The organism is Imperialibacter sp. (genome assembly GCF_040222815.1).
Taxonomy (GTDB): Bacteria; Bacteroidota; Bacteroidia; order Cytophagales; family Cyclobacteriaceae; genus Imperialibacter.
The window spans coordinates 288149-310086 of sequence record NZ_JAVKCH010000048.1 but is presented as its reverse complement, the minus strand read 5'-3'; the positions used below and the strand labels follow the sequence as shown (position 1 = coordinate 310086).

16 protein-coding genes are annotated in these 21938 nt (G+C 46.1%); 7 read left to right on the top strand and 9 right to left on the bottom strand.

Translation table 11 applies throughout. The features are described from left to right. Nucleotides 1-102: 102 nt before the first annotated feature. From RIF36_RS24285 to RIF36_RS24270, 4 genes are all read right to left on the bottom strand, one after another. Nucleotides 103-2460: a GumC family protein gene (locus tag RIF36_RS24285; RefSeq protein ID WP_350119938.1), complete on the bottom strand. Its 2358-nt coding sequence runs from the start codon at nt 2458-2460 to the stop codon at nt 103-105. A gap of 6 nt (nt 2461-2466) precedes the next feature. Beyond that, a complete protein-coding gene (locus RIF36_RS24280; RefSeq protein WP_350072272.1) occupies nt 2467-3189 on the bottom strand; it encodes a polysaccharide biosynthesis/export family protein in 723 nt (240 codons plus the stop codon). Between the two features lie 509 nt (nt 3190-3698). Next, nucleotides 3699-4862: a mannonate dehydratase gene (locus RIF36_RS24275; RefSeq protein ID WP_502880861.1), complete on the bottom strand. Its 1164-nt coding sequence runs from the start codon at nt 4860-4862 to the stop codon at nt 3699-3701. A 26-nt stretch (nt 4863-4888) separates the two neighbouring features. Next, nucleotides 4889-6331, bottom strand: a complete 1443-nt coding sequence (locus tag RIF36_RS24270; protein WP_502880862.1) for a GntP family permease — start codon at nt 6329-6331, stop codon at nt 4889-4891. 260 nt (nt 6332-6591) lie between these two features. Between RIF36_RS24270 and RIF36_RS24265 the strand changes: the two genes are divergently transcribed. Further along, nucleotides 6592-9993, top strand: a complete 3402-nt coding sequence (locus RIF36_RS24265; RefSeq protein ID WP_350119943.1) for a HEAT repeat domain-containing protein — start codon at nt 6592-6594, stop codon at nt 9991-9993. Between the two features lie 102 nt (nt 9994-10095). Here RIF36_RS24265 and RIF36_RS24260 read toward each other — a convergent pair whose 3' ends face one another. After that, the gene (locus tag RIF36_RS24260; RefSeq protein WP_350119946.1) at nt 10096-10542 is read right to left on the bottom strand and encodes a hypothetical protein; all 447 of its coding nucleotides are present in this window, start codon (nt 10540-10542) and stop codon (nt 10096-10098) included. A 2-nt stretch (nt 10543-10544) separates the two neighbouring features. Then, a complete protein-coding gene (locus tag RIF36_RS24255; RefSeq protein WP_350072268.1) occupies nt 10545-10991 on the bottom strand; it encodes an Lrp/AsnC family transcriptional regulator in 447 nt (148 codons plus the stop codon). Nucleotides 10992-11253: 262 nt separating this feature from the next. Here RIF36_RS24255 and RIF36_RS24250 point away from each other — a divergent pair, with 262 nt between their 5' ends. Continuing rightward, nucleotides 11254-13992: a glycoside hydrolase family 2 protein gene (locus RIF36_RS24250; RefSeq protein ID WP_350149690.1), complete on the top strand. Its 2739-nt coding sequence runs from the start codon at nt 11254-11256 to the stop codon at nt 13990-13992. A 126-nt stretch (nt 13993-14118) separates the two neighbouring features. Here RIF36_RS24250 and RIF36_RS24245 read toward each other — a convergent pair whose 3' ends face one another. Next, nucleotides 14119-14511, bottom strand: a complete 393-nt coding sequence (locus RIF36_RS24245; protein ID WP_350072266.1) for a GxxExxY protein — start codon at nt 14509-14511, stop codon at nt 14119-14121. Between the two features lie 94 nt (nt 14512-14605). On the opposite strand from RIF36_RS24245, the gene ade reads away from it, so the two are divergent. The 5 genes from ade to RIF36_RS24220 all read left to right on the top strand — a co-directional run bounded on the left by ade (nt 14606) and on the right by RIF36_RS24220 (nt 20437). Further along, nucleotides 14606-16222: an adenine deaminase gene (ade, locus tag RIF36_RS24240; protein WP_350119952.1), complete on the top strand. Its 1617-nt coding sequence runs from the start codon at nt 14606-14608 to the stop codon at nt 16220-16222. A 1-nt stretch (nt 16223) separates the two neighbouring features. Next, the gene (locus RIF36_RS24235) at nt 16224-17099 is read left to right on the top strand and encodes a diacylglycerol/lipid kinase family protein (RefSeq protein WP_350119955.1); all 876 of its coding nucleotides are present in this window, start codon (nt 16224-16226) and stop codon (nt 17097-17099) included. 47 nt (nt 17100-17146) lie between these two features. Beyond that, on the top strand, nt 17147-17431 hold the full coding sequence (locus tag RIF36_RS24230; protein WP_151998800.1) for a sll1863 family stress response protein: 285 nt from the start codon (nt 17147-17149) through the stop codon (nt 17429-17431). 96 nt (nt 17432-17527) lie between these two features. After that, on the top strand, nt 17528-19396 hold the full coding sequence (locus tag RIF36_RS24225; RefSeq protein ID WP_350097773.1) for an ABC-F family ATP-binding cassette domain-containing protein: 1869 nt from the start codon (nt 17528-17530) through the stop codon (nt 19394-19396). Nucleotides 19397-19399: 3 nt separating this feature from the next. Continuing rightward, nucleotides 19400-20437: a hypothetical protein gene (locus tag RIF36_RS24220; protein ID WP_350097771.1), complete on the top strand. Its 1038-nt coding sequence runs from the start codon at nt 19400-19402 to the stop codon at nt 20435-20437. Between the two features lie 55 nt (nt 20438-20492). Here RIF36_RS24220 and RIF36_RS24215 read toward each other — a convergent pair whose 3' ends face one another. Both RIF36_RS24215 and RIF36_RS24210 read right to left on the bottom strand, forming a co-directional pair. Next, nucleotides 20493-21110 carry a hypothetical protein gene (locus RIF36_RS24215; RefSeq protein ID WP_350072261.1) on the bottom strand — a complete coding sequence of 206 codons (618 nt, stop codon included), beginning with the start codon at nt 21108-21110 and terminating at the stop codon, nt 20493-20495. Between the two features lie 129 nt (nt 21111-21239). Further along, nucleotides 21240-21824 (bottom strand): YceI family protein, encoded by a 585-nt coding sequence (locus RIF36_RS24210; RefSeq protein WP_350119957.1) that lies wholly within the window; start codon nt 21822-21824, stop codon nt 21240-21242. Nucleotides 21825-21938 lie beyond the last annotated feature (114 nt).

Genomic DNA, 21938 nt, shown 5'->3' with positions numbered 1-21938 from the left:
TGAAATGAAAGGGCATCGATCATCAGTGGCCTCGAAGAAAGTCATTTTCTGTTTTGGTAACTAACTGCGCTTGCGGGAATGGAGATCGGCGTGCCGACACAACTAATCTATGTAATATCCGCTACCCGAGGCTTTTTTGCCCCCATAGTAATTACCATAGCCGTAACCATATCCATAAATAGAATGCCATTTTGGTTTCTTAAAGTCGACCCCGTTTAGAACAATTCCAATATTATTGATTAGACCTTTGTTATGGATATCATTAATGTAATCAATGGCGTGGCGGGGAGTGACATCCTGTCTTATAATAAATAATGCCACATCAGCATGGCGACTAATCTCGATAGGATCCGACACAAGACCTACAGGTGGGGTATCAATTACAATATGGTCATAGTGCTCCTTGAACCACCTCATTGCATCATCGAACTCGTGTCCCATTAGCAGTTCATTTGGGTTGGGGGGGATCGGTCCAGCAGCAATCATATCCAAGCCCTTTATTTCCGTTGACTGAATTACGTCTTCATATTTCTTATCACCAATGAGTAGCTGGCTCATCCCTTGATCATTTGATATTCCAAAAGAGTCAAAAATTTTCGGCTTACGAAGGTCTAAACCTAGCAATAGAACTTTTTGTCCCATTTTCGCAAGCATTATGGCTGTGTTCATGGTTAGAAACGATTTACCCTCTCCTGATAGAAACGAAGTAACCATCACCACCTTATGATCCTTTCGCTCCAAAAATTTCATCGAAGCTCGCATTTTCCTAAAGCTTTCGGCCACCTGCGATCGAGGATACTTTTCCATCACCAACTCCGTTTCATACCTGCTCAGCGCAATTGAAGCCAAAACCGGCAATTTTGTACTCTTTGTAATTTCATGAACAGATTGAATGCTAATCGAAAAGAAATCTTTGATAACAATTAATACAATTGGTAAAATTAACCCAAAACTAAAGCCAATTGCATAGTTCCTTAAAGGGGTTGGAAACGTTTGTCCTCGTAACATTGGTGGATCTACAACTTTGGCATTCGGTACATTAGATGCCTTTGCAATGCCTGCCTCAGCCTTTTTTTCTTGGAGGTATATAAACAAATTCTCACTCAAGGAGAACCTTCGTTGAATGTTCACAAGTGTTCTTTCGGTAAGTGGTAATTTATTGACCAACCTCTCCGACTCTTTAATCCTCGAAGTAAGATCAGCAACAAGAATTTCGCTACTTCCTTTTAGGTTCTGTACGTTCTCAATAATTGATAAAATTACTTTCTGGGTCTGATTCTTTAGAGATAATACTTGAGGATTAGCATCCGTTGCTCCAATTTCAATCTGCAGCAATTGTGAACTCAATTCAGCCAGGTTTTGCGTCAACGCTTCCAAGAGCGGCGAATCTATTCCTGCAGTAGATGGACTAATAATACCGTGAGGCCGTGTTTCTTCCTTAAGGTAAGCAACTATATAATTATAATATTCAATTCGAAATCTCTCTTCAGCCCTTTTATTTTCAAGATCCTCAAGCTTTTGTAATGCTGCAAGGCCTTCTTGACTAATGTCGACTACTCGATTGTCTGTTCTAAATGTTTGTAACCGGCGCTCTATCAACAGTAAAGAGTCTTGGATACTTGCCAGCTGCTGGTCTATAAATTCGACTGTCCGAGTTGCAGTTTCATTTTTTTCCTCCAACTCACGTTGAATGTATATATTTATTAAGCTATTGATAAACTGCACGCCTTTTGACGGCAACTCCGTCTGCATGCTAATTGCCAAAATGCTTGCCTCTTTGTTAACGTCAGAGATTCGAATCCTTCCACGGTAAGCCCTTGCCAACCCCCAACTATTAAAAAGCACAAATTGGTAAGAATCAACCTCAGCTAAATCCATTTGCCTCTCTTCGACTTTGAAAGAGATTCCATTGAACTCGATGACCGCAGGAAACTGATAATTTTGACGAGGGAGGCCAAGTTCTTCAGAAAACAAAACAAAGCCTCCGTCTTTTTGTATCTCAACGCTGAAAGCTAAATTTCGCTCTGGTCTTGCTTCATTAACAAAACTCACCCGAAAAGGCATTTTGTCAGGTTCAATTTCTCTTTGTTTTATCCTACCAACACCATAATATGCTATATCGAAATTAAGCGTTTCGATTGCTCGCTTGAGAAGTGAATAGGATCCTAATAACTCAATTTCATTTTGCTTTGTTGAATTTCCTTGAAAAAATTGAAGCTCCTGTAAAAGTTCTGGGTTAATAGATTTTTTATCTTCCTTTATCAGAATTGTTCCTGCCACCTCAAACCTAGGGGTTGAATACCTATGAAAAAGAAAAACAACTCCAACGCAAATTATTACTGACAGAAAAATAAATTGCCAATAATCCAGGATTTTGTACACCCAATCTTTCACATCTAAATTTTCCTCTTCAACATAAGTAGGAACTGTGGGCAACTTATTTACTCCCTGTGCGTCCATGAATGACTATTTGGTGAAAAAGTTAAGGATCAAAAAAACGGCGGTGATGGTGGCAGCCACAGCGCTAATGGTTTGGAAAGTAGTAATGCCTGTTCCGAGCTCTCGTACTTTTAGTGGCGCCACATACAATTGGTCGCCAGGTTGGATATAATAAAACTCAGAGTTAATCAAGTCACGATGCGTCAAGTCTATTTTGTGGATACGCTGCCCTTCAGGGTATTGGCGAATAAGTAAAGCTTCTTTTCGGTTGGCCTCTATCTGCAAGTCGCCAGCCGAAGCAATGGCTTCATAAATAGTCAATCTGTTTTGAAGTACGCCGTACCTGCCAGGGCTCCTAAATTCACCCAACGCTGTAAACCGGATACCACCCAATTTCACTGAGATATAAGGATCCTTGATGTATACCTGTGCCGATTCTTCCACCACTTTTCTTACCTCAGCCAGTGTTTTCCCCGCTACTGCGATTCTGCCGATCACAGGCACCTCAATCATGCCATTGGCATCTACATTGAAGCCTGTGAGGTAGAAAATGTCAGAAGCGTTGCTGATCAGTTGACCAGCCGCTTGCGTAGCCATGCCACCTATATTGAACATGTCGTCTGTGCTGCCATCCAGGCTCTTGATCTTGATGTCCAGATTATCCCCCGGTTGCACCACATAAGTTTTGTAGGGGAAGCTTAGGAGGCTGTCGTTAGGTACCGTTGGGAACTCCTCATTAGCCTCCTGCATGTACACCACCTTTTTATTGGAAATGCATGCGCTAAGGGCTGCGTTGAGTAAAAAAAATACTATTATGTTAAAAAACAGCCCAGCCGAGGACCTCCTGACACCAAATGTTAGCATTATACCGGAATGAATTACATGTTTTTACCGTCTGCAACCAAAAATGAGTTGTCGTTGATCCTTTTGCACCAGTGGCGTATGACAAAGGAAGGCCCGTTTCACTCCCAGGTTTGAAGCTGCAAACTTACAATTAAAATCAAAATTTACCCACTTGACGGCATCATTAAGGGAGTCTACACAAATGCTCACAAAGGTATAGTTGGCAATATGCATCAAATTTCGGCTTAGACGCAACAATGAAAGGCAAAAAAGTGCAAGTTGGTTTGAGAAAAATACAAAAAGACTCTCCTTCGGCGGAGACAGTCAGACACGCAGATGTTCAGACAGTCATACGGGAGACGGAAGAGTGGAGACAGGTGATGGTTCTTAGTCGGCAAGACGAAATCTCCTGAAGATTATGCTTCGCTACCAATCACATCAATCAATGCCTTAATATAGCCAAATGCAAAGGCATGTCCTTGCAAGCCACTGGCAGGGTCATCGTGGTGCGGGATGTGATCCGGCATCACCATGCCGTCGTAGCCGACATTTCTCAATTCCCGGATGATTTCGCCAAAGTTCATGTCCCCGTTGTCGGGGTATACTTCCTGAAAGTTATTCCAACCGCCCTTAATATTTCGCAAATGGATATTGAATATTTGCTTCCTCTCTCCCACCCAGCGGATAATAGGTAAAATCTCCGTTCTCGGATCTTTTAAACCCTCAGCGGTGGAGCCAAGGCAGAGGTTAAAACCGTGTGAGGGGCTGTCGTAGAGTTGCGCAAATTTCTTGATCCCTTCAAACACATCGGGGCTATTCCATCTTGTTATCCCTCTGAACCCCACGGGCGCTGGTGGGTCGGCAATGTGGTTGGCCAGGCGCACATTGTATTCCTCGGCCACCGGCAGCACCCTGTCGAGAAAATAGGTGATACGCTCGTACATTTCATCGATCGATACGTCGCCTGCTATGGTCTTGGGTTTGTTTTGTTTCAGAGCCTCCTCGTAATTCCATGTGCTGTAAGAGGCATTACCTCTGGTCGGATCAATTGTTCGCCCGGTTCTCAAAATTTCCAGAATGATGGTATTGTAGTTCAACGCACGAACACCCGTTTTACCTGCCACCGAAATCATTTGCTGGATCATCTCGATTTCCTTGTCTCTCGCCGGACTTTTCCCGAGCATGATATTGGGCGTTGAAATCTTATCAATACCAGCCGAGGAGAGAGGCAAATGATAAGCGTCGAGGCTGATGCCATATTTTTCGCAAGCTTCCTTTTTTAGCAGAGAATCGTTCAAATCCCAGCCGACGCCTTCAATCACTTTTGGTGATCCTCCATCCAGGTGATAGACCCCATGCCGGGCGAGATACTCAAGGTTTTCTTTCCCCGTACCTCCGTGCTGGCAGCCAACGTGCATGCGCATAGGCTTAGCTTTGGCCGCCGACGTTGCCTCCTCTTTACCATCAGCGGGCTCACACCCCGTCATCATTGAACCCATCGATCCAACCATGGCTGTGGTTCCAAGCGAGGTTTTTAACAGGGAAGAGATGGCCTTTCTTCGGTTAATATTCGGTGTCATATTCTTCGACGTTTCTGATATATCAATTAGATAAGGGGGAAAATACTGGCAGCAATAAGAATGACGATCAACCCGACCAGCCCCATGATGGTAAGCAAGGGAGAAAAAGTTTTGAGTGCCTCCTGCTCGGTAAGGTTACTCATTTTACACACAATCCAGAAGCCGCTGTCATTCATCCAGGGAATGAGTTTCGAGCCGCAGGCAATGGCAAGGCCCAGGTAGAGTTGATGGTATTCCAGCGTGCCCGTGTTTGCCATTCCTGCCAGTATGCCCGAGGCAGTAATCATCGCTACTGTCGCCGACCCCTGAGCTGTTCGGACAATAGCCGTTATAAAAAAAGCCAGTGGTATCAACGCCATTTGGTAGTCTTTGGTGAGCTCAGCAAGCCGCAGGCTGATGCCCGTTTGTTGTAACATTCCGCCAAAAGCGCCGCCGGCTGATGTAATAAGTATGATCACGCCCGCACTCATCAGGGCGGTTTGCACTGAGGTAGTTAGTCCCTTTTCGTCACCTTTCTTCTGCACAGCCAGCAACCAAATGGAAGACAGAGCCCCCAGGGACAAGGCGACATTTTTCTCTCCGATAAATTCCAGCACACTAGTCAACCACGACGATGACATTGTACTTACGTCGACGAAGGAACCTACCAGGGCATTTACGCTTATTAACACAATAGGAATGAATATTGGCAACAAGGAAAACCACAGTGCTGGAAGCTCCCGCTCATCTTTCTCAGACAGTGACTTAATCTCATCCAACGGAGCATCTACAGCATCCCGAAGTGGAATTGGCCACTTGCGATTAGCCCATGAGGCATAAAGGTAACCGGCGCTGATGGTCACCAGCCCAACAAGGAAGCCTCCCATCATCATCATGCCAACGGGTATGTTCATTTCGGTGACTAAAAATAGTGGGCCCGGCGTTGGTGGAACTAACGAGTTGGCCATAGCCGCTCCCGCAGCGATGCAAAGAATCAGCAGTCCGTAATTTTTCCCAACCCTCATGGCCATGGCTTTGGCCAGCGGCACCATGAGATAAAAAACGGTGTCAAAGAAAACAGGAATACCGATAAAGAAGCTACTGCCCAGAAATGTCATTGGCGCATATTTGTCGCCTGTGATTTTCAGTGTTGACCGCACAATTTTTTCGGCAGCGCCACTCTCCAGCATGGTTTTGCCTATGATAGAGGCCATGGCGATCAGTATCCCAATTTTACCACAGGTATTTCCAAATTCTGTGGCGATGCGAATCCCTTCACTTTGGTCGGCCAGGCGTTGGGCCGCAGCTTCGGAAACACCTTTTCCTGTTTGATATAGAAGGACAGCCGCTTCGGGAGTGATAAGTGCTACAACAAAGGCACCGAGCAGGAGCGCCAGAAACGCATGGAGCCTGAAACCTATGATGCTGACAAAAACAACAAGGATTCCAATAGCTAAAATAAACAGAGGATCTTCTGTAAAATATTGAATGTTCAAAGCAGGTAGTTTATGCGCTCCATTTAAATGCGTAGCTTAATATCTCCTTTTTATGGGACAGGTTCACAAAAGTGAATACAAAAATTATGTATTTACCCTGATTGTCAGGCTGAACGGTAAGCAGTCACTCCCATGCTAAACATGGAGGTTATCCCTGGGGACTTTGAAATTTTCCTGCCGTTTAAGGCAAACTACTGGCTTCCTCGTCTAAAATAATATAAACTTATACTTTCAAATATATACTCCTGTTTAATATGACATTCCTACTGAACACCCGCAGGTTGTGGCCTGCTTTTTTTCTGACCTTCGTGCTCCTTAGTTGTACCGAAGAGTTGCCTAAAGAAACGCCACTAACGATAAGAGAAGACCAGGCTACTGCCTATAACCGGGCCAAAGAAGTCCGTGAAAACACTTCCCTGGAACTCTATGATGGTATTACCATGAGCCTTTGGGCCTCCGACTCACTGGCTCCTGACCCCATTGCGATGTCGATAGACGATGAGGGCAATGTATATCTCACCAGAACCAATCGTCAGAAACACTCTGAGTTCGATATTCGTGGCCACCAGGACTGGATGACCCGTTCCATTGCATTGCAAACCGCAGAGGAACGCCGGGCCTTTTTACATAAGGAATTCGCACCAGAAAACAGTGCCAGAAATGAATACCTGCCCGACCTCAACAACGACGGCTCTCATGACTGGAAAGACCTGGCTGTGGAAGAAGAAGAAGTATGGAAGCTCACAGACGAAAATAGTGACGGCATTGCCGATGTATCCAAGCGTATCCTCAGCGATTTTCACGACGAAATAACCGACGTAGCCGGAGCACTGCTAGTAAGAAAGAACGATGTTTTTGTTGGTGTTGGCCCTGATATGTGGAGGCTTCAAGACACCAATGGCGATGAAGTGCTGGACAAAAAAGAGTCGATAGCGACAGGATTTGCAGTACATATCGGCTTCGGTGGCCACGGAATGTCGGGTGCCATTGAAGGGCCAGATGGTCGTATTTACTGGGGCATTGGCGACATTGGCGCCAACTTAACTGCCAAAGACGGAAGCACATACAAATATCCTAACCAGGGTGTGATTGTAAGGTCAAATCCTGACGGAAGTAACTTTGAGGTGTTCGCTGCAGGATTACGCAACACGCATGAATTTGTTTTCGATGCCTATGGCAACATCATCAGCTCTGACAACGACGGTGACCACCGTGGTGAAAGTGAAAGGCTTGTTCACATAGTAGAAGGCCACGACGCTGGATGGAGAGCCAACTGGCAGTATGGAAAATACACCGACCCCCGCAACAATAAGTACCATGTTTGGATGGATGAAAAGCTCTTCCAGCCTCGTTGGGAAGGTCAGGCTGCTTATATCATTCCTCCCATCATGAACTATCACAACGGGCCAACGGGAATGGTGTATAACCCTGGTACGGCACTTGGCTCAGCCTGGAAAAACCATTTCTTCCTTGTGGAGTTTGTTGGCAACCCAAGCAGGTCTCCTATCTGGTCGTTTACCCTGAAGCCTAAAGGAGCTACTTTCGAATTGGAGCAGGAGAAGAAACTAGCTTTGGGCATCTTACCAACTGGTATCCGGTTTGGACCTGATGGCGCACTCTACGCAGCTGACTGGATCAATGGATGGGACACAAAGAACTATGGTAGAGTGTGGAAAATAGATGTAACCAGCGACAAGAACGACCTGGCAGCCGCTCGTAAAGAAACCAAAGAGCTGATGGTGCTTGACTACGAAAATCAAAGCGAAGACAGGCTGTATGAATTACTTTCTCACGCCGACATGCGTATTCGTCAAAAGGCGCAGTTCGAACTGGTAAATCGGGGGAAAAAAGGAGCGCAACTATTTAAGAAGGCCATCGATCAAACCGACAACCAACTAGCAAGAGTTCATGGCGTTTGGGGTCTTGGTCAACTGGGAAGACAACGCCTCGACCATGCAGCGCCGATTGTTGGGTTGCTTGGTGATAGCGACTTTGAAATCGTGGCTCAGGCTGCAAAAATGCTTGGAGATGTGAAGTATGCCGAAGCCGCCCCCCAGCTTGTGAAACTTTTGAGCAATGACTATCCAAGAACGAGGTTCTATGCCGCTGAAGCATTGGGCAGAATCAAGTACGAACAGGCTATTCCTGACCTAATCAAAATGATTGAGGCCAACAACGATGAAGATATTTACATCAGACACGCAGGCGTACTCGCTCTTAGCCGGATAGGCAAGCAAGAGCCAGTGGTGGCGTTGGCAAGCAGTTCAAGCAGGGCTTTGCGCATTGCCGCTGTGTTGGTACTAAGAAGGCTTGGCAGCGAAAAAGTAGCCACCTTCCTCAAAGATCAGGATGAGTACATTGTGACGGAAGCAGCACGGGCTATCAACGACGACTGGTCGATTGAACCTGCACTGCCAGCTTTGGCAGCAACTCTGGCCGAGACTAGATTTACCTCCGAGCCGTTGCTTAGAAGGGCCATCAACGCCGCCTTGAGAGTGGGTGGAGACAAAGAGCTGGACATGGTCATTGCCTTTGCACTCAGAGATGGCGTGGCACCGGAACTAAAAGCAGAAGCACTTGCGACGCTGGGCACGTGGGCCAATCCATCGGTGATGGACAGAGTGGACGGCCGCTATCGTGGTGAAATCAAAAGAGACGCTGCACTTGCTCAGGCAAAAGCAAAAGCGAATGCTACTAAGTTTCTTCAGAGCTCCAACAGTGCCGTGGTGATGGCCGCTGCCAATATGCTGGCAGAATTACAGATAACTGACTTCAACGATCAGCTAGCAGCGATGATGGCAAGCCACCCGCTTCCTGAAGTGAGATCGGCTATGCTCACCAGCCTGGCCAAACTTGGCTACAGCGACATCGAGGGACTCGTTAAGAAAGGTATGAACGACAAAGAAGGCGAAGTGAGGACAACAGCCCTCAGCCTTTTGAGTGGAATGGAAATTTCTACAGAAAATCTACCCGGCATCGTCACTCCTATTTTTGCTAAAGGTTCTTTAAAAGAACAACAGGAAATGTTGACAGTGCTGGGTAAAATGTCCGCTGAAAAGAGCGAGGCAATCTTGTCAGGGCTCATCGACCAGCTTGCCGCCAAGAAACTGGACAAGAGCTTGACGCTTGACCTCATAGAGGCATCCGAGGCAAATGGTTCAGCAGCGCTCGCCGCCAAGCTTGAGCCGTTAAAGTCTGATGATGCAAATACCGTTGCCGCATTTCAGGAAACGCTTTATGGAGGCGATGCTCGTCTGGGTGGAAGAACATTCTACACCCACCCGGCTGCACAATGTACCCGTTGTCACGTGATCAGAGGCGAAGGCACTACAGTCGGCCCACAGCTTGGCGGAATAGGCAGTGTGCTGACAAGGGAGCAAATCCTTCAAGCATTGATTGAGCCAGGCGCAAGACTGGCACCTGGGTTTGGTTCTGTTTCTCTGACGTTGAAAGACGGACAAAAAGTGTCTGGCATTTTGATGGAAGAAACCGACAAAGAGCTGGTGCTAAAAACTTCGGAAGCTGAGCCACTTCATATTCCCACAGCTAGAATAAGCGAACGCAAAAACTCACCAAGCAGCATGCCACCCATGGGAGGCATTATGACAAAGAGAGAGATCAGGGATGTGGTGGAGTTCCTGGCAAATTTGAAGTAGATAACTTTAAGTTTCGGTTAAAAAGAAATCCCCTGTCGAAATATGGCTCGATAGGGGATTTTTCATTTAAGGCACCTTACTAAGGCCGTCAACGCACCATACTCATGTTGGAAGAATAGCCTGGCGAATCCGTGACATCGGTTTCAGGTCAGGAATTTCCCAACTCACCCTTGCGTCTCTACTCATTAGTAATTCCTTTGTATAGAAGCCCAGCAGAAAATCCTTATGGATAATGTTTGTGGAGGCCAATTCACGGAGGAAATTTTCAAAACCAATATCCTCTACAAATTCGAGGTGATATTGCATAATGGCCTGAATGTAAAACTCAGTAGTCGTTTCGTGGTACCCTTCCTCTTCTGTGTTCTTACCGCCATTGCTGACATTATATTTTTTTATTCCGTCTTTGATGAGCTTTCTGGCTTCTACGACCGGATGATGATAGATATACCATGTGGCCATTACGAAGTGAGCTAAGTGGCTCCAATCAGTCGGCGGCAATGTGCAAGTTTCAAACCTTTTTACCAGTTGTTGTGCTTCCCTGTAGGTCATATCTATTTCGATCTGATATTAATATCCTCCTTGTATGTGCTCATTACAATTGTTGTGCTGGTTCGGGTCACGGCGAGGCTGCCCTTTATTCGATTAGAAAGGAGCTCTTCCAGATCACTCGTATCTTTCACCAACACTTTGAGCAGTAAATCATAATCGCCTGCGATGTGATGGCATTCCAACACCTGTGGCAAGCTTATTAGGTATTCCTTCGCTTTTGAGGCTCCTGCATGTTCCAGCCAAACCTGCACAAAAGCAAGCAGTTTAAGCCCCAACATCTCCCTATTGAACCTTACGGTATACTGCTCGATCACGCCCGACTTGTCGAGCTTGCGCAGCCGCTCCGTCACCGCCGGTAGCGACAAATGAATCTTCCGGGCAATGTCTGCACCAGATATTCTGGAGTTGGTGGCCAACTCGTCAAGTATCTTAAAATCTGTATTGTCCATTGCTGTTGTTCGTTACAAAGTTAATTTTCAATTTACTATATAAGTATTTACGTAACAAATGACAGCTATTATTAAAAATATAGTCAATAGTACTTAACTATATTTAGTTGTGAGTTCTTGTGCTAGCTCAAAAGACTAACTTTATTTTGTACGAAACCCTTATTGTATTGCTTTGGATTCTCCAGACTACGATCCACTTTTCATTTGTAAAAAGGCCGCTTTAAACATAGATTTAGGGTTCAACACTTTTACCTACTCGTTTATGAAATCCTTATTGCTTACCTGCCTCGGTACCCTACTTTCGCTCTTCGCTTTTTCGCAGATGATTCCGCTTCCGGAGCATCCCAGACCCGACTTTGAAAGAGCCGATTGGAAAAATCTCAATGGCATATGGGAATTCAAGTTTGATGCAAACAATGAAGGCTTGAACGCAAACTGGAGTGCGGGTAGTACCGCATTTGATAAAACCATCCTTGTTCCGTTTCCATGGGGCTCCACCCTCTCCGGCGTAAAAGACGAAGCGGACATCGCCTGGTACAAAAGAGAAATCACCATCGACCCAAGTTGGAAAGGCAAAAAAACGTTCGTGACCATAGGTGCCTCCGACTGGGAGACCACTGTTTGGCTTGATGGGCAAAAGCTTGGCAGTCATCAGGGTGGCTATACTCCATTTTCGTTCGATCTTACTCCATTTGTGAAATATGGCCAAACTCAAAAATTGGTCATTCGGGTAGATGACGTCCGCAGAGATTTTACTTTGTATGGCAAGCAAGGCTATGGCAATGCCAGAGGTCTATGGCAAACCGTTTATCTGGAGGCCAGAGGAAACAACTACCTGGAGGCCGTTCATTTCACCCCCGATATCGACAACAACAAAGTTGATGTAACAGCCTATTTGCCAGAGGAAGCAGCGGAGGATCTCAAAGTAACGGTCACAATTAAAGGTACACCAACGCCGATCTCACAGGAAGCGACTATCACAAAAGGAAAAAACAAGGTGCGGTTCAGTATTAATATACCGAACGCTCACCTTTGGAGCCTTGAAGACCCTTTTCTCTATACTGCCGAAGCGACGCTGGGCAACGACAAAGTCAGCACCTACTTTGGCATGCGCAAGATCTCCGTCGTAAACCTCCCGGGAACAGACTATCCCTACATTGCTCTGAACAACAACCCAATCTACGTTCAGCTTACTTTGGATCAATCTTATCACCCCGATGGTTTCTACACTTTCCCTTCTGACCAGTTCATGCGTGAGGAAATTGAGCGAAGCAAATCCATCGGACTGAACGGCATCCGTGTCCATATCAAAGTCGAGGTGCCCCGCAAATTGTATTGGGCCGATAAGCTAGGCCTGCTTGTGATGGCCGACTTACCTAATAGCTGGGGAGAACCAGAAGAGAAAATGCAAGCTGAAGCAGAATTCACTCTTCGGGAAATGATCAAAAGAGACTACAACCATCCAGCGATTTTTTCATGGATTGTTTTCAACGAAACATGGGGCCTGAGAACTGCTGTGGAGGTCGATGGCAAAAAGGAGAACAAGTACCTGCCGAGAACGCAAAATTGGGTAGCCTCCATGTATTACCTGACCAAGTCGCTGGATGGAAGTCGATTGGTAGAAGACAACTCCATCTGCTGCGGGGCAGGTCACACCGAAACCGACATCAACTCATGGCACGCCTACTTACCTGGCTGGGAATGGGAGGCTTTTATGGCCAACCTGGAGAAAAATACCTATCCGGGCAGCACTTACGACTTTGAAGACGGCTTCAAACAAGGCAATCAACCCAATATCAATTCGGAGTGCGGCAATGTGTGGGGCTATGATGGCAGCACCGGCGACGTGGACTGGACGTGGGACTACCACCGCATGATGAACACCTTCCGCAAATACCCATTTATGTCAGGCTGGCTGTATACCGAGCACCACGACGTAATCAACGAGTGGAACGGCTACTGGCGCTTCGACAGGACGGAAAAGAAAACCGGGCTAGGCGACATAGTTGCAGGAATGACCACTAACGACTTTCATTCCCTGGTTTACCTTTCTACTGGCAATGAAATCAGCAAAACGGTAAAGGGCGGAGAAACAGTCAGCGTGCCACTTTACCTTTCTTCAATGAGCAGTGCGGAAATGGGCAGCCAGCTAAAGATAGTGTACGAGCTGACACACACCAACTACCTCGGCGAAACGTCAACCATCAAACAAGGCAGTCAATTGACAGACTATGAGCCATATATTCAATCGACACCAACCCCAATAGAAGTGACAATGCCTTCAATAGCTGGCTTGTCTATCCTCAAGTTGAGACTGGAAGCCATGAGTGGCAAAGTGGTGCACCGCAATTTTACGACCTTTGAAGTAACCGGAACCGACAAGGTGGCAAAAACAGAGGTGATCAGTGTTGCTCCGGCTTCTTTCACCAAAGCGGAGTGGAGCGAAAAACAATGGACTGTACTGGATGGGTTAAAGGTAAATGGTGCCGGAAAGGGCAGCTTCGAATACACCTTTGACCTAAGCGGAACTGAAACCGCAAAAGCCAAAGAAGCTTACTTTCTGGTAGAAATTTCTGCCAAGGAGTTGTTTGCCAAAGACCGGGAGCAATTCGATACCAATAAGGACTACATGCTGGGAGCAAGAGCCGAACCAAGCAGTAACCCCAACTCTTACCCAATGACCGACGAGACGATGTTTCCATCTACCGTCTCCATTTGGTTAAATGGCACCAAGGTGCAAACTACCACCCTCAACGATGACCCGGCCGACCACAAAGGAATCTTGAGCTGGCACCACCAGCTGCAAGACAAAAAACTGAGAGAGGCAGGCTCTTATGGTTACCTGACCAAGGTGCCGGTTTCAAAGAGAATGCTGAAGGACGCTGCTACTACCGGCAAACTTGTTGTCGAAATAAGGACTGAGGGTGAAGGTGGCTTGGCCGTTTATGGCAAGTCTTTTGGCCGGTGGCCCGTTGATCCGTCAATTGTTTTGAAGTATTGAGGGCTGAAATAATATCTTAACACAACTTGAATGTGTGGTCTAATTAATCATTTCCTGTCTTTACTAGGATTTCTTGGATGAAAAGATTTTAGGATTTTCGAGTAAGGTCAGGAAATGCTTCGGTAGTTACTTCTTAGCCTTAACATCTGGGTGTTTGGTATTATAGACTCTCTTATATTGAAGGCTGCGGCTACCAAAATTGATTAAGAGACCAACAGGTAAATTGTAAGCTTCCAGGTAGTTTCTGCATTGGTTAAGATGATTATCGTTCAATTCGATCACTGCTTTCAACTCAACCATGATCTTATCTTCAACGAAAAAGTCCACTCTGCGAGTCCCAATATCAATTCCTTCATAATAGATGGTCATTTCCATCTCTCTTGCATACCCAAGACCTTGTTTTTCCATTTCGATTGCAAGGGCTCTTTGGTATATTACCTCTTGAAAACCGTTTCCTAGAAAGGTATGCACCTTCATTGCGCACCCAATTATCCGATGTGTGAGTTCTTCGTAAATCATGGCTTCTGATAAAGTTTGGATTCAAATAATTTCAGACAACTAAAATACTAATCTTATCATCTTTCAATCCGATAAATCCAAGTAGAGACAAAAAATGGAAGGACAAATAATCGACATTGAGAGCAAAAGAATCTACCCCGGCAGACTCACCATAGAAGCTGGCGTCATTAAAAATATTGATGAGCTAAAAGAGGCTCCGTCCCAGTTCATTCTTCCCGGCTTTGTAGATGCTCATGTGCACATTGAAAGCTCGATGCTTGTGCCGTCTGAATTTGCGAAACTGGCCGTTACGCATGGTACAGTTGCCACGGTGTCCGATCCACATGAGATCGGCAATGTGCTGGGCGTGGCGGGCGTTGAGTTCATGATTGAAAATGCCAAAACCGTTCCCCTGAAGTTCAACTTCGGAGCACCGTCATGTGTGCCCGCCACGCCGTTCGAAACAGCAGGAGCCATCATCACCGCTGAGGATATTGATTATCTGCTTTCTAAACCTGAGATCAAATACCTGGCTGAAATGATGAACTGGCCGGGGGTGCTGCATCGGGATGCACTGGTGATGGACAAAATCAAAGTAGCGCAGAAGCATGGCAAGCCTGTAGACGGCCATGCTCCAGGACTCAAAGGAGAGCAAGCCGCCAACTACGTCGCTGCCGGTATAAGCACCGACCACGAATGCTTCACTTTAGATGAGGCACTTGACAAAATGAAGCACGGCATGAAAATCCTTATCAGGGAAGGAAGTGCTGCCAAGAACTTCGAAGCACTTATTCCGCTGATGAAGGAGCACGCCAGCCAACTCATGTTTTGCTCCGACGACAAACACCCTGACAACCTCATCGAAGGGCATATCAATCAACTAGTAGTGCGGGCCTTAGTTAAAGGGCATGACCTTTTCGATGTGCTGGCAGCAGCATGCATCAACCCCGTCAAACACTATCGACTGAATGTTGGTCTGCTGCAAAAGGGCGATCCGGCCGATTTTATTGTGGTAGGCAGCATCGAAAGCTTTGGCGTCCTGGAAACCTGGATCGACGGGCAAAAAGTAGCCGAACATGGAAAGGCCCTTTTCGGCACCAAACCTTGTACCCCTATCAATCAATTCAATTGCCAACCGAAAAAACCAACTGACTTCCACCTCAAAGTAGGTGGTTCGCAGGTAAGAGTCATCGATGCCCTCGACGGCCAGTTAATCACAAAAGAAAGCTGGTTTGATTCAAGCCTGCTAGGTACCGACACACAGACTTCTGTCGAACATGATGTCTTGAAATTTGCCGTCATCAACCGTTACAGCGATCAACCACCAGCCATCGCCTACATCCGTAACTTTGGACTGAAGCAAGGCGCCATTGCTTCCACCGTCGGGCACGACTCGCACAACATCCTGGCCATCGGCGTATCCAACGAAGCCATTTGCGAAGCAGTCAACCTATTGGTTGAAAACAAAGGCGGAGTAGCTGCTATTGGAAAGGGAAAGCAAAAGGTGTTACCATTACCGGTTGCCGGATTGATGGCTGTGGAAGACGGCTATACTGTGGGTAAAAAGTACCAGGAAATTGACCTGATGGCCAAAGAGCTGGGATCAAAACTTTCAGCACCATTTATGACCCTATCTTTTATGGCACTGCTTGTTATCCCTATGTTAAAGTTAAGTGACCACGGACTTTTTGATGGCGAAAGGTTTACCTTTGTGCCACTTTTCAAAGAGTAAAATGCCCAAGAGAAAGAAAATCCTCTTCATCGTCAATCCCACCGCTGGCACCCGCACCCACAAGTTTGAAGAAACGCTGATTAAGAAGTGGCTCGACCATAATCGCTTCAGCTATGAAATGCATGTGACTCGGCATGCTGGCGATGGCACCGCAACAATTCAAAAGAGGTTCGATGAGTTTGACGGCTTCATTGCTGTAGGCGGCGACGGTACAGTAAATGAGGTTTTCAAAGGCGTGCTCGACAGTAAAAAGTGGTTTGGAGTGATTCCTTCTGGCTCGGGTAACGGGCTGGCCCGCACGCTACACATCCCGATGAACATAGAAGGTGCTTTCCAAATCCTTAACAAAGGGAAAGTGAGAGCAATCGACTACGTAAAAATCAACGACGACAGCTTCGTTAACGTGGCGGGCATAGGCTTCGACGCCAAAGTCGCTCATAAATTCAAAAATTTGAAAGTGAGGGGACTCAAGTCATACGCAAAAGTCACGCTGCAAGAGTTCGGCAAGTCAAAAGACCGCCCGGTCAAAATCTCCTTCAAAGGCAAAACCATCAAAGAGAAAGCCATGATGGTAAGCTTTGCTAACAGCACGCAGTTTGGCAACAACGCCTTCATTGCCCCCAAAGCCGAACTCGACGACGGCAAGGTGAATATCGTGGTGCTTAAGAAATTTCAATGGTTAGATGTGCCTTTTCTTGTGTGGCAGCTTTTCAGCAAGTCGATCCATCAATCGAGGCTTCAAAAAGAGTATGCGGTGAAGAATGCAACGATTGAGTCGAAAAAAGGCATTTACCTCCACATCGACGGCGAAGCGAGGGCCAAAGTAAACAAGGTTAAACTGAAAGTCGTGCGCAAAGGGGTAAAAGTCATTGCATAAATCATCCGATCCTTCTACCTTCCACTATAAATCTAAATCCTTTCGATATGTCGCAAGAAGAACAAGGCAAAGTAGAATCACTGCTTTCCGAACTCGGTAAGAAAATTGACCAGTTGATCGTTGAAGGCAAAAAGAAAAAGGATGGTTTGACTGACGAAATAGAAGAGAAAATAGCGGAGCTCAAAGGCCAGAAAGAAAAGCTGGAAGAAGAGTTTGAGTCTTTCAAAACTAAAAATGAGCCCAAATGGATCGAAGTAAGGGAACACCTTGAAAAGGCCATTGGTGAACTGCGAGCCGCTGCGGAAGCTGCTTTTAAGAAAATGAAGAGTTAGCACGAAAGTTATTTGTTGGCTGTTATTAGTTAATCGTGGTTTGCAACTGGTACTTTTGCACCCTGAATCAAATTTCAATTAACTGCTGCAGGCTCAATGAATATTATTTCTGTCGAAAATTTAGCTAAATCCTTTACCGATAAGCCCCTATTTACCAACCTAACCTTTGGCCTTAGTCAAGGCGAAAAAGCAGCCATCATCGGGGTGAATGGATGTGGCAAATCGACGCTTCTTAAGACCATTGCCGGCTGGGAAGCGCCAGACGGCGGTAAAGTGTCCACCCGGAAAGACTTCAAGGTTTCTTACCTGCCACAGCAGCCGGAGTTTGATCCGCAAACATCCATTTTAGATACCCTCTTCGAAGCCAACTCCCCAATGATTCGGGCCATTCGTGATTACGAAGAGGCCATGTACCAGGCGGAGCACCACGGCAAAGATTTTCCTGAGGGAGTACTTGAAAAAATGGACGAGCTACAAGCCTGGGATTTTGAGGCATTTGTGCGCCAGGTAATCGGGCAAATGGGATTGCTAGATGTGGACATACTCATGGGCACTCTCTCGGGCGGGCAAAAAAAGCGGGTGGCACTGGCCAAAATCCTCATCGAGCAACCTGATGTGTTGCTGCTCGACGAACCTACCAACCATCTCGACCTGTCAACCGTGGAATGGTTAGAAAAGCACCTTGCGACACAAAACACTACTCTCCTGCTCATCACTCACGACCGGTACTTCCTCGATAATGTCTGCAATCTGATATTCGAGCTGGATGGCGGGCAAATGAACCGCTACCAGGGCAACTACGCCTATTTCCTTGAGAAAAAAGCTGAACGGCAGGCACTCGAATCAACGGTTGTCGACAAGGCCCGCAACCTGATGAAAAAGGAGCTGGACTGGATCAGAAAACAGCCCAGAGCCAGGGGAACCAAAGCGAAGTACAGAGTGGAGGCTTTTGAAGGGATCAAAGAAACAGCCTCGAAAAAACTTGGACAAGATAAAGTGGAACTTCATGCGGAAGGCCGCCGACTGGGTGGTAAAATCATGGAGCTGAAGGATGTATCCCACGCCTACGACGATGTCACAATTCTCAATAAGTTCAATTACACCTTTAAGAAGAACGACAGGATCGGTATTGTTGGAAAGAACGGTGCTGGTAAAACAACTTTTCTTAACATCCTCACCGGCAAGCAGTTGCCAAATACTGGCACTACCGACAAAGGTGTCAATACCATGTTTGGGTACTATACCCAGGAAGATTTTACGTTCGACGATAGCCAGAAAGTAATTGAGGCTGTAAAAGAAGTTGCTGAGGTGCATCCGGGGCCTGACGGCACAATCATTACTGCGTCGCAACTGCTTACGAGGTTTCTTTTCCCGCCTGAAAAGCAATATCAAATAATCGGAAAGCTGAGTGGCGGTGAAAAGAGAAGACTGCAACTGCTTTTGATCCTTGCTAAAAACCCAAATTTCCTGATCCTAGATGAGCCTACCAATGATCTCGACATTACCACGTTGAACGTACTGGAAGACTTTCTGGAAGGCTTTCCTGGCTGCCTGATGGTGGTGTCTCACGACCGGTACTTCCTCGACCGCACCACCGACCACCTGTTTGTATTTGAAGGCGGCGGAGTCATCCACGACTTCCCGGGCAACTACACCGACTTCCGTGAGCAACAAGCAGAGAAAGCGGCCAAGCTGGAAAAACCTGCACCGAAGGAAAAACCGAAGGAAGTAGTAAAGCCAACAGAAAAAAAAGCGCTGTCCTACAAAGAAAAAAGAGAGCTGGAAGGTATTGAAGCGGAGTTGAAACAGTTAGAAGAGAAGAAAAAAGGGTTCATCCTGAAGCTAAACGGCGGAAACGGCTCCCACGAGGAGCTTACCGAATGGGCGTCAAAAATAGAAGAAATTGATACCTTGCTGGAAGAAAAGGAGCTCCGGTGGCTTGAGCTCTCTGAGCTAAACGCATAATGCATGCTGCAAACAGGCAAGAAAGAGGCTGAAATAATCAAAAAGGCGATTGCTCATTGGAAAGACGTTGGCCTTATCGACGATAAAACTTCGGACAAGCTCACAAACGATGTGCAGCCCGTTGGCTTCGACTGGCAAAAACTGGCCTTCTACGCCTTCCTGTTTGCTATTGGCTCCATCATTGTCAGTGTTTTTCTTTTGCTGGCGGACGAATGGATTCTCCAATTCATAGAAGACCTGATAGATGCGCCTCACTGGGTAAAAAGCCTGCTTTTTGCTGCCTTAGCCTTTGGTTTGTATGCATTTGGCTACAGACGTAAAACCAATAAACCAGATCAGATTTACAGTAACGAAACACTCTTCATTCTGGGCGTGATAAGTACTGCTGTCTCCGCTACCTTTCTTGGCTTGCAGTTTGACACCGGATCCGGGCATTTTTCCCTGCTTATTCTTTTGCTCACGGCCATCTATGCCGTGGTGGCCTACAGTCTTTGGTCGCAGGTCATCTGGCTTTTCTTCCTTGTGGCCTTTGGTGCGTGGTTTGGGACAGAAACAGGTTACGTCACTAACTGGGAAGGTTTGTTCTGGGGCATGAACTACCCGTTGCGGTATACGGTATTCAGTTTCCTAATAGTAGGTGGCTCTTTTCTGATCGGGCGCACAAAATTATCCCCATTTCAGCCTATCACGTACGGATTTGGCCTATTTCAGCTATTTACCTCTCTTTGGTTTCTGTCCATTTTTGGCAACCACACCGATTTTAATATCTGGAGCCAGGTTAGCCAGGTGGAGTTGTGGGGTTGGGCAGTACTCATGGCGGCGGTTAGTGTAGGGGCTATCATTTATGGATTAAAGAATGACGATTTTCTTAGCAGGGACTTCGGCATAGTTTTTTTACTCGTCAACCTGCTATCACGCTATGTAGAGTACGGCTGGGATACATTGCACAAAGCCGTATTTTTCATGATTTTGGCTGTAGCCTTCTGGCTATTGGGAAAAAAAGCAGAAACCATCTGGAACCTCGGTAGAAAAAAGAAATAGCCGCCCGGTAAGTTTGACCCCACCAGACGGCTACAATATTCCCAGGCCCTGTTTCTTACTTCAAAAGGAGTCCAATGGTAAATCCTGCTGACACCGCAATTGGAAAGTCTCTTCCACCGGCAGCGTGACTGTAGCTGTATCTTCCCTCGCCTCCGCTGTTGAACCCATAGCCCAGGCCGACATGGTAGTCGAGGCTCATAATGTCTGCCAGCACGTACTGACGGCCGTAGTTCAGCAGAATAGCCACAGCAGAATAATCTTCCCTGTTCCTCGACTCATTACCAGTAAATTCGTCGTACACAATATTGTCCTGTGTAAAAAAGCTCATAGCCACCTCAGGCCTGATGTATTTTCCACTTAGCAAGTGCGATCCTTTCATGCCGTCAGCTACAAAATCTGGGTTTAGCTTAAACTTAGGCCCCACTCTGAAAAGCACGCCACTTGGGTCAATTTCGTTTGGATCCAGGCCTAGGCCGATAATCCCTACTTTGGCTTCCCATGACACCCAGTCTTTGATATATCTTTCATATCCAAAGGTGGTGTTGCCTGTCAATGGAGAGAAAAACTCCATTTTGATGATACTCTTTTTCTGCGATTCGAAATCCGTAACAATCTGTTGAGCATTAGCCGCTCCTGACATCAGGATTAGGGCCGAGACTAAAAAATTCTTCATGGTCATTCTATTTGTTGATTAAATAATCCGTTTTCTAAAAAGTAATCTACCGAATACAAAGTGCGTGCCAAAACAAAAAAACCGGGTCAGTTTCCCGATCCGGCTCTTCCACTTTAATACTGGGTTAAATTACTTGGCCGCTACAAGGGTTACGTCAAGTACAAATTCGTCGTAAATCACTTTGTCTCCTATCTCTGCAAAGAAGCTTTTGGAGCCATACTTTACATTAAATTTAGACCTGTCCACAGTAATCTTAGAGGTGGCAGTTACTTTGCTTCCATTGACAGCTAACTCTGCAGGAAAAGTGATTTTCTCAGTTGTTCCTTTGATAGTGATGTCGCCGGTTACATCGTATTTGTTGTTACCTGTCGATTTCACGCTGGTAATTTTGAAAGATGCGGTGGGGTAAGTGGCTACTCCAAAAAAGTCGTCAGACTTAAGGTGCCCTTCCAATTTGCCTTTGTATTCACCTTCGAGATCTGTGTCTACAATTGAGTTCATGTCGATAGTGAACGAACCGCCTGCTAATTTATCGCCGTCGAACTGAAGGTCACCCTGAATCAAATTAATTGTGCCTGTGTGACTTCCGGCTAGTTTCTCGCCAGTCCAAATTACCTTGCTTTCTACTGTGTTGACTTTGTAAACAGCTTTTATGTCATCAGCCGAAGGGCTGCCGACAAGAAGTACTAATGATGTGAAAATTGCGCTTAACATAAGTTTTTAGATGTTTAATAATACAAATGTATGTACATACATGTATATACACAAATAGATGCCTAAATGTTTCATTAGCATCAAATTTATTTTTAAATGTGAGCTTTGGCTGGT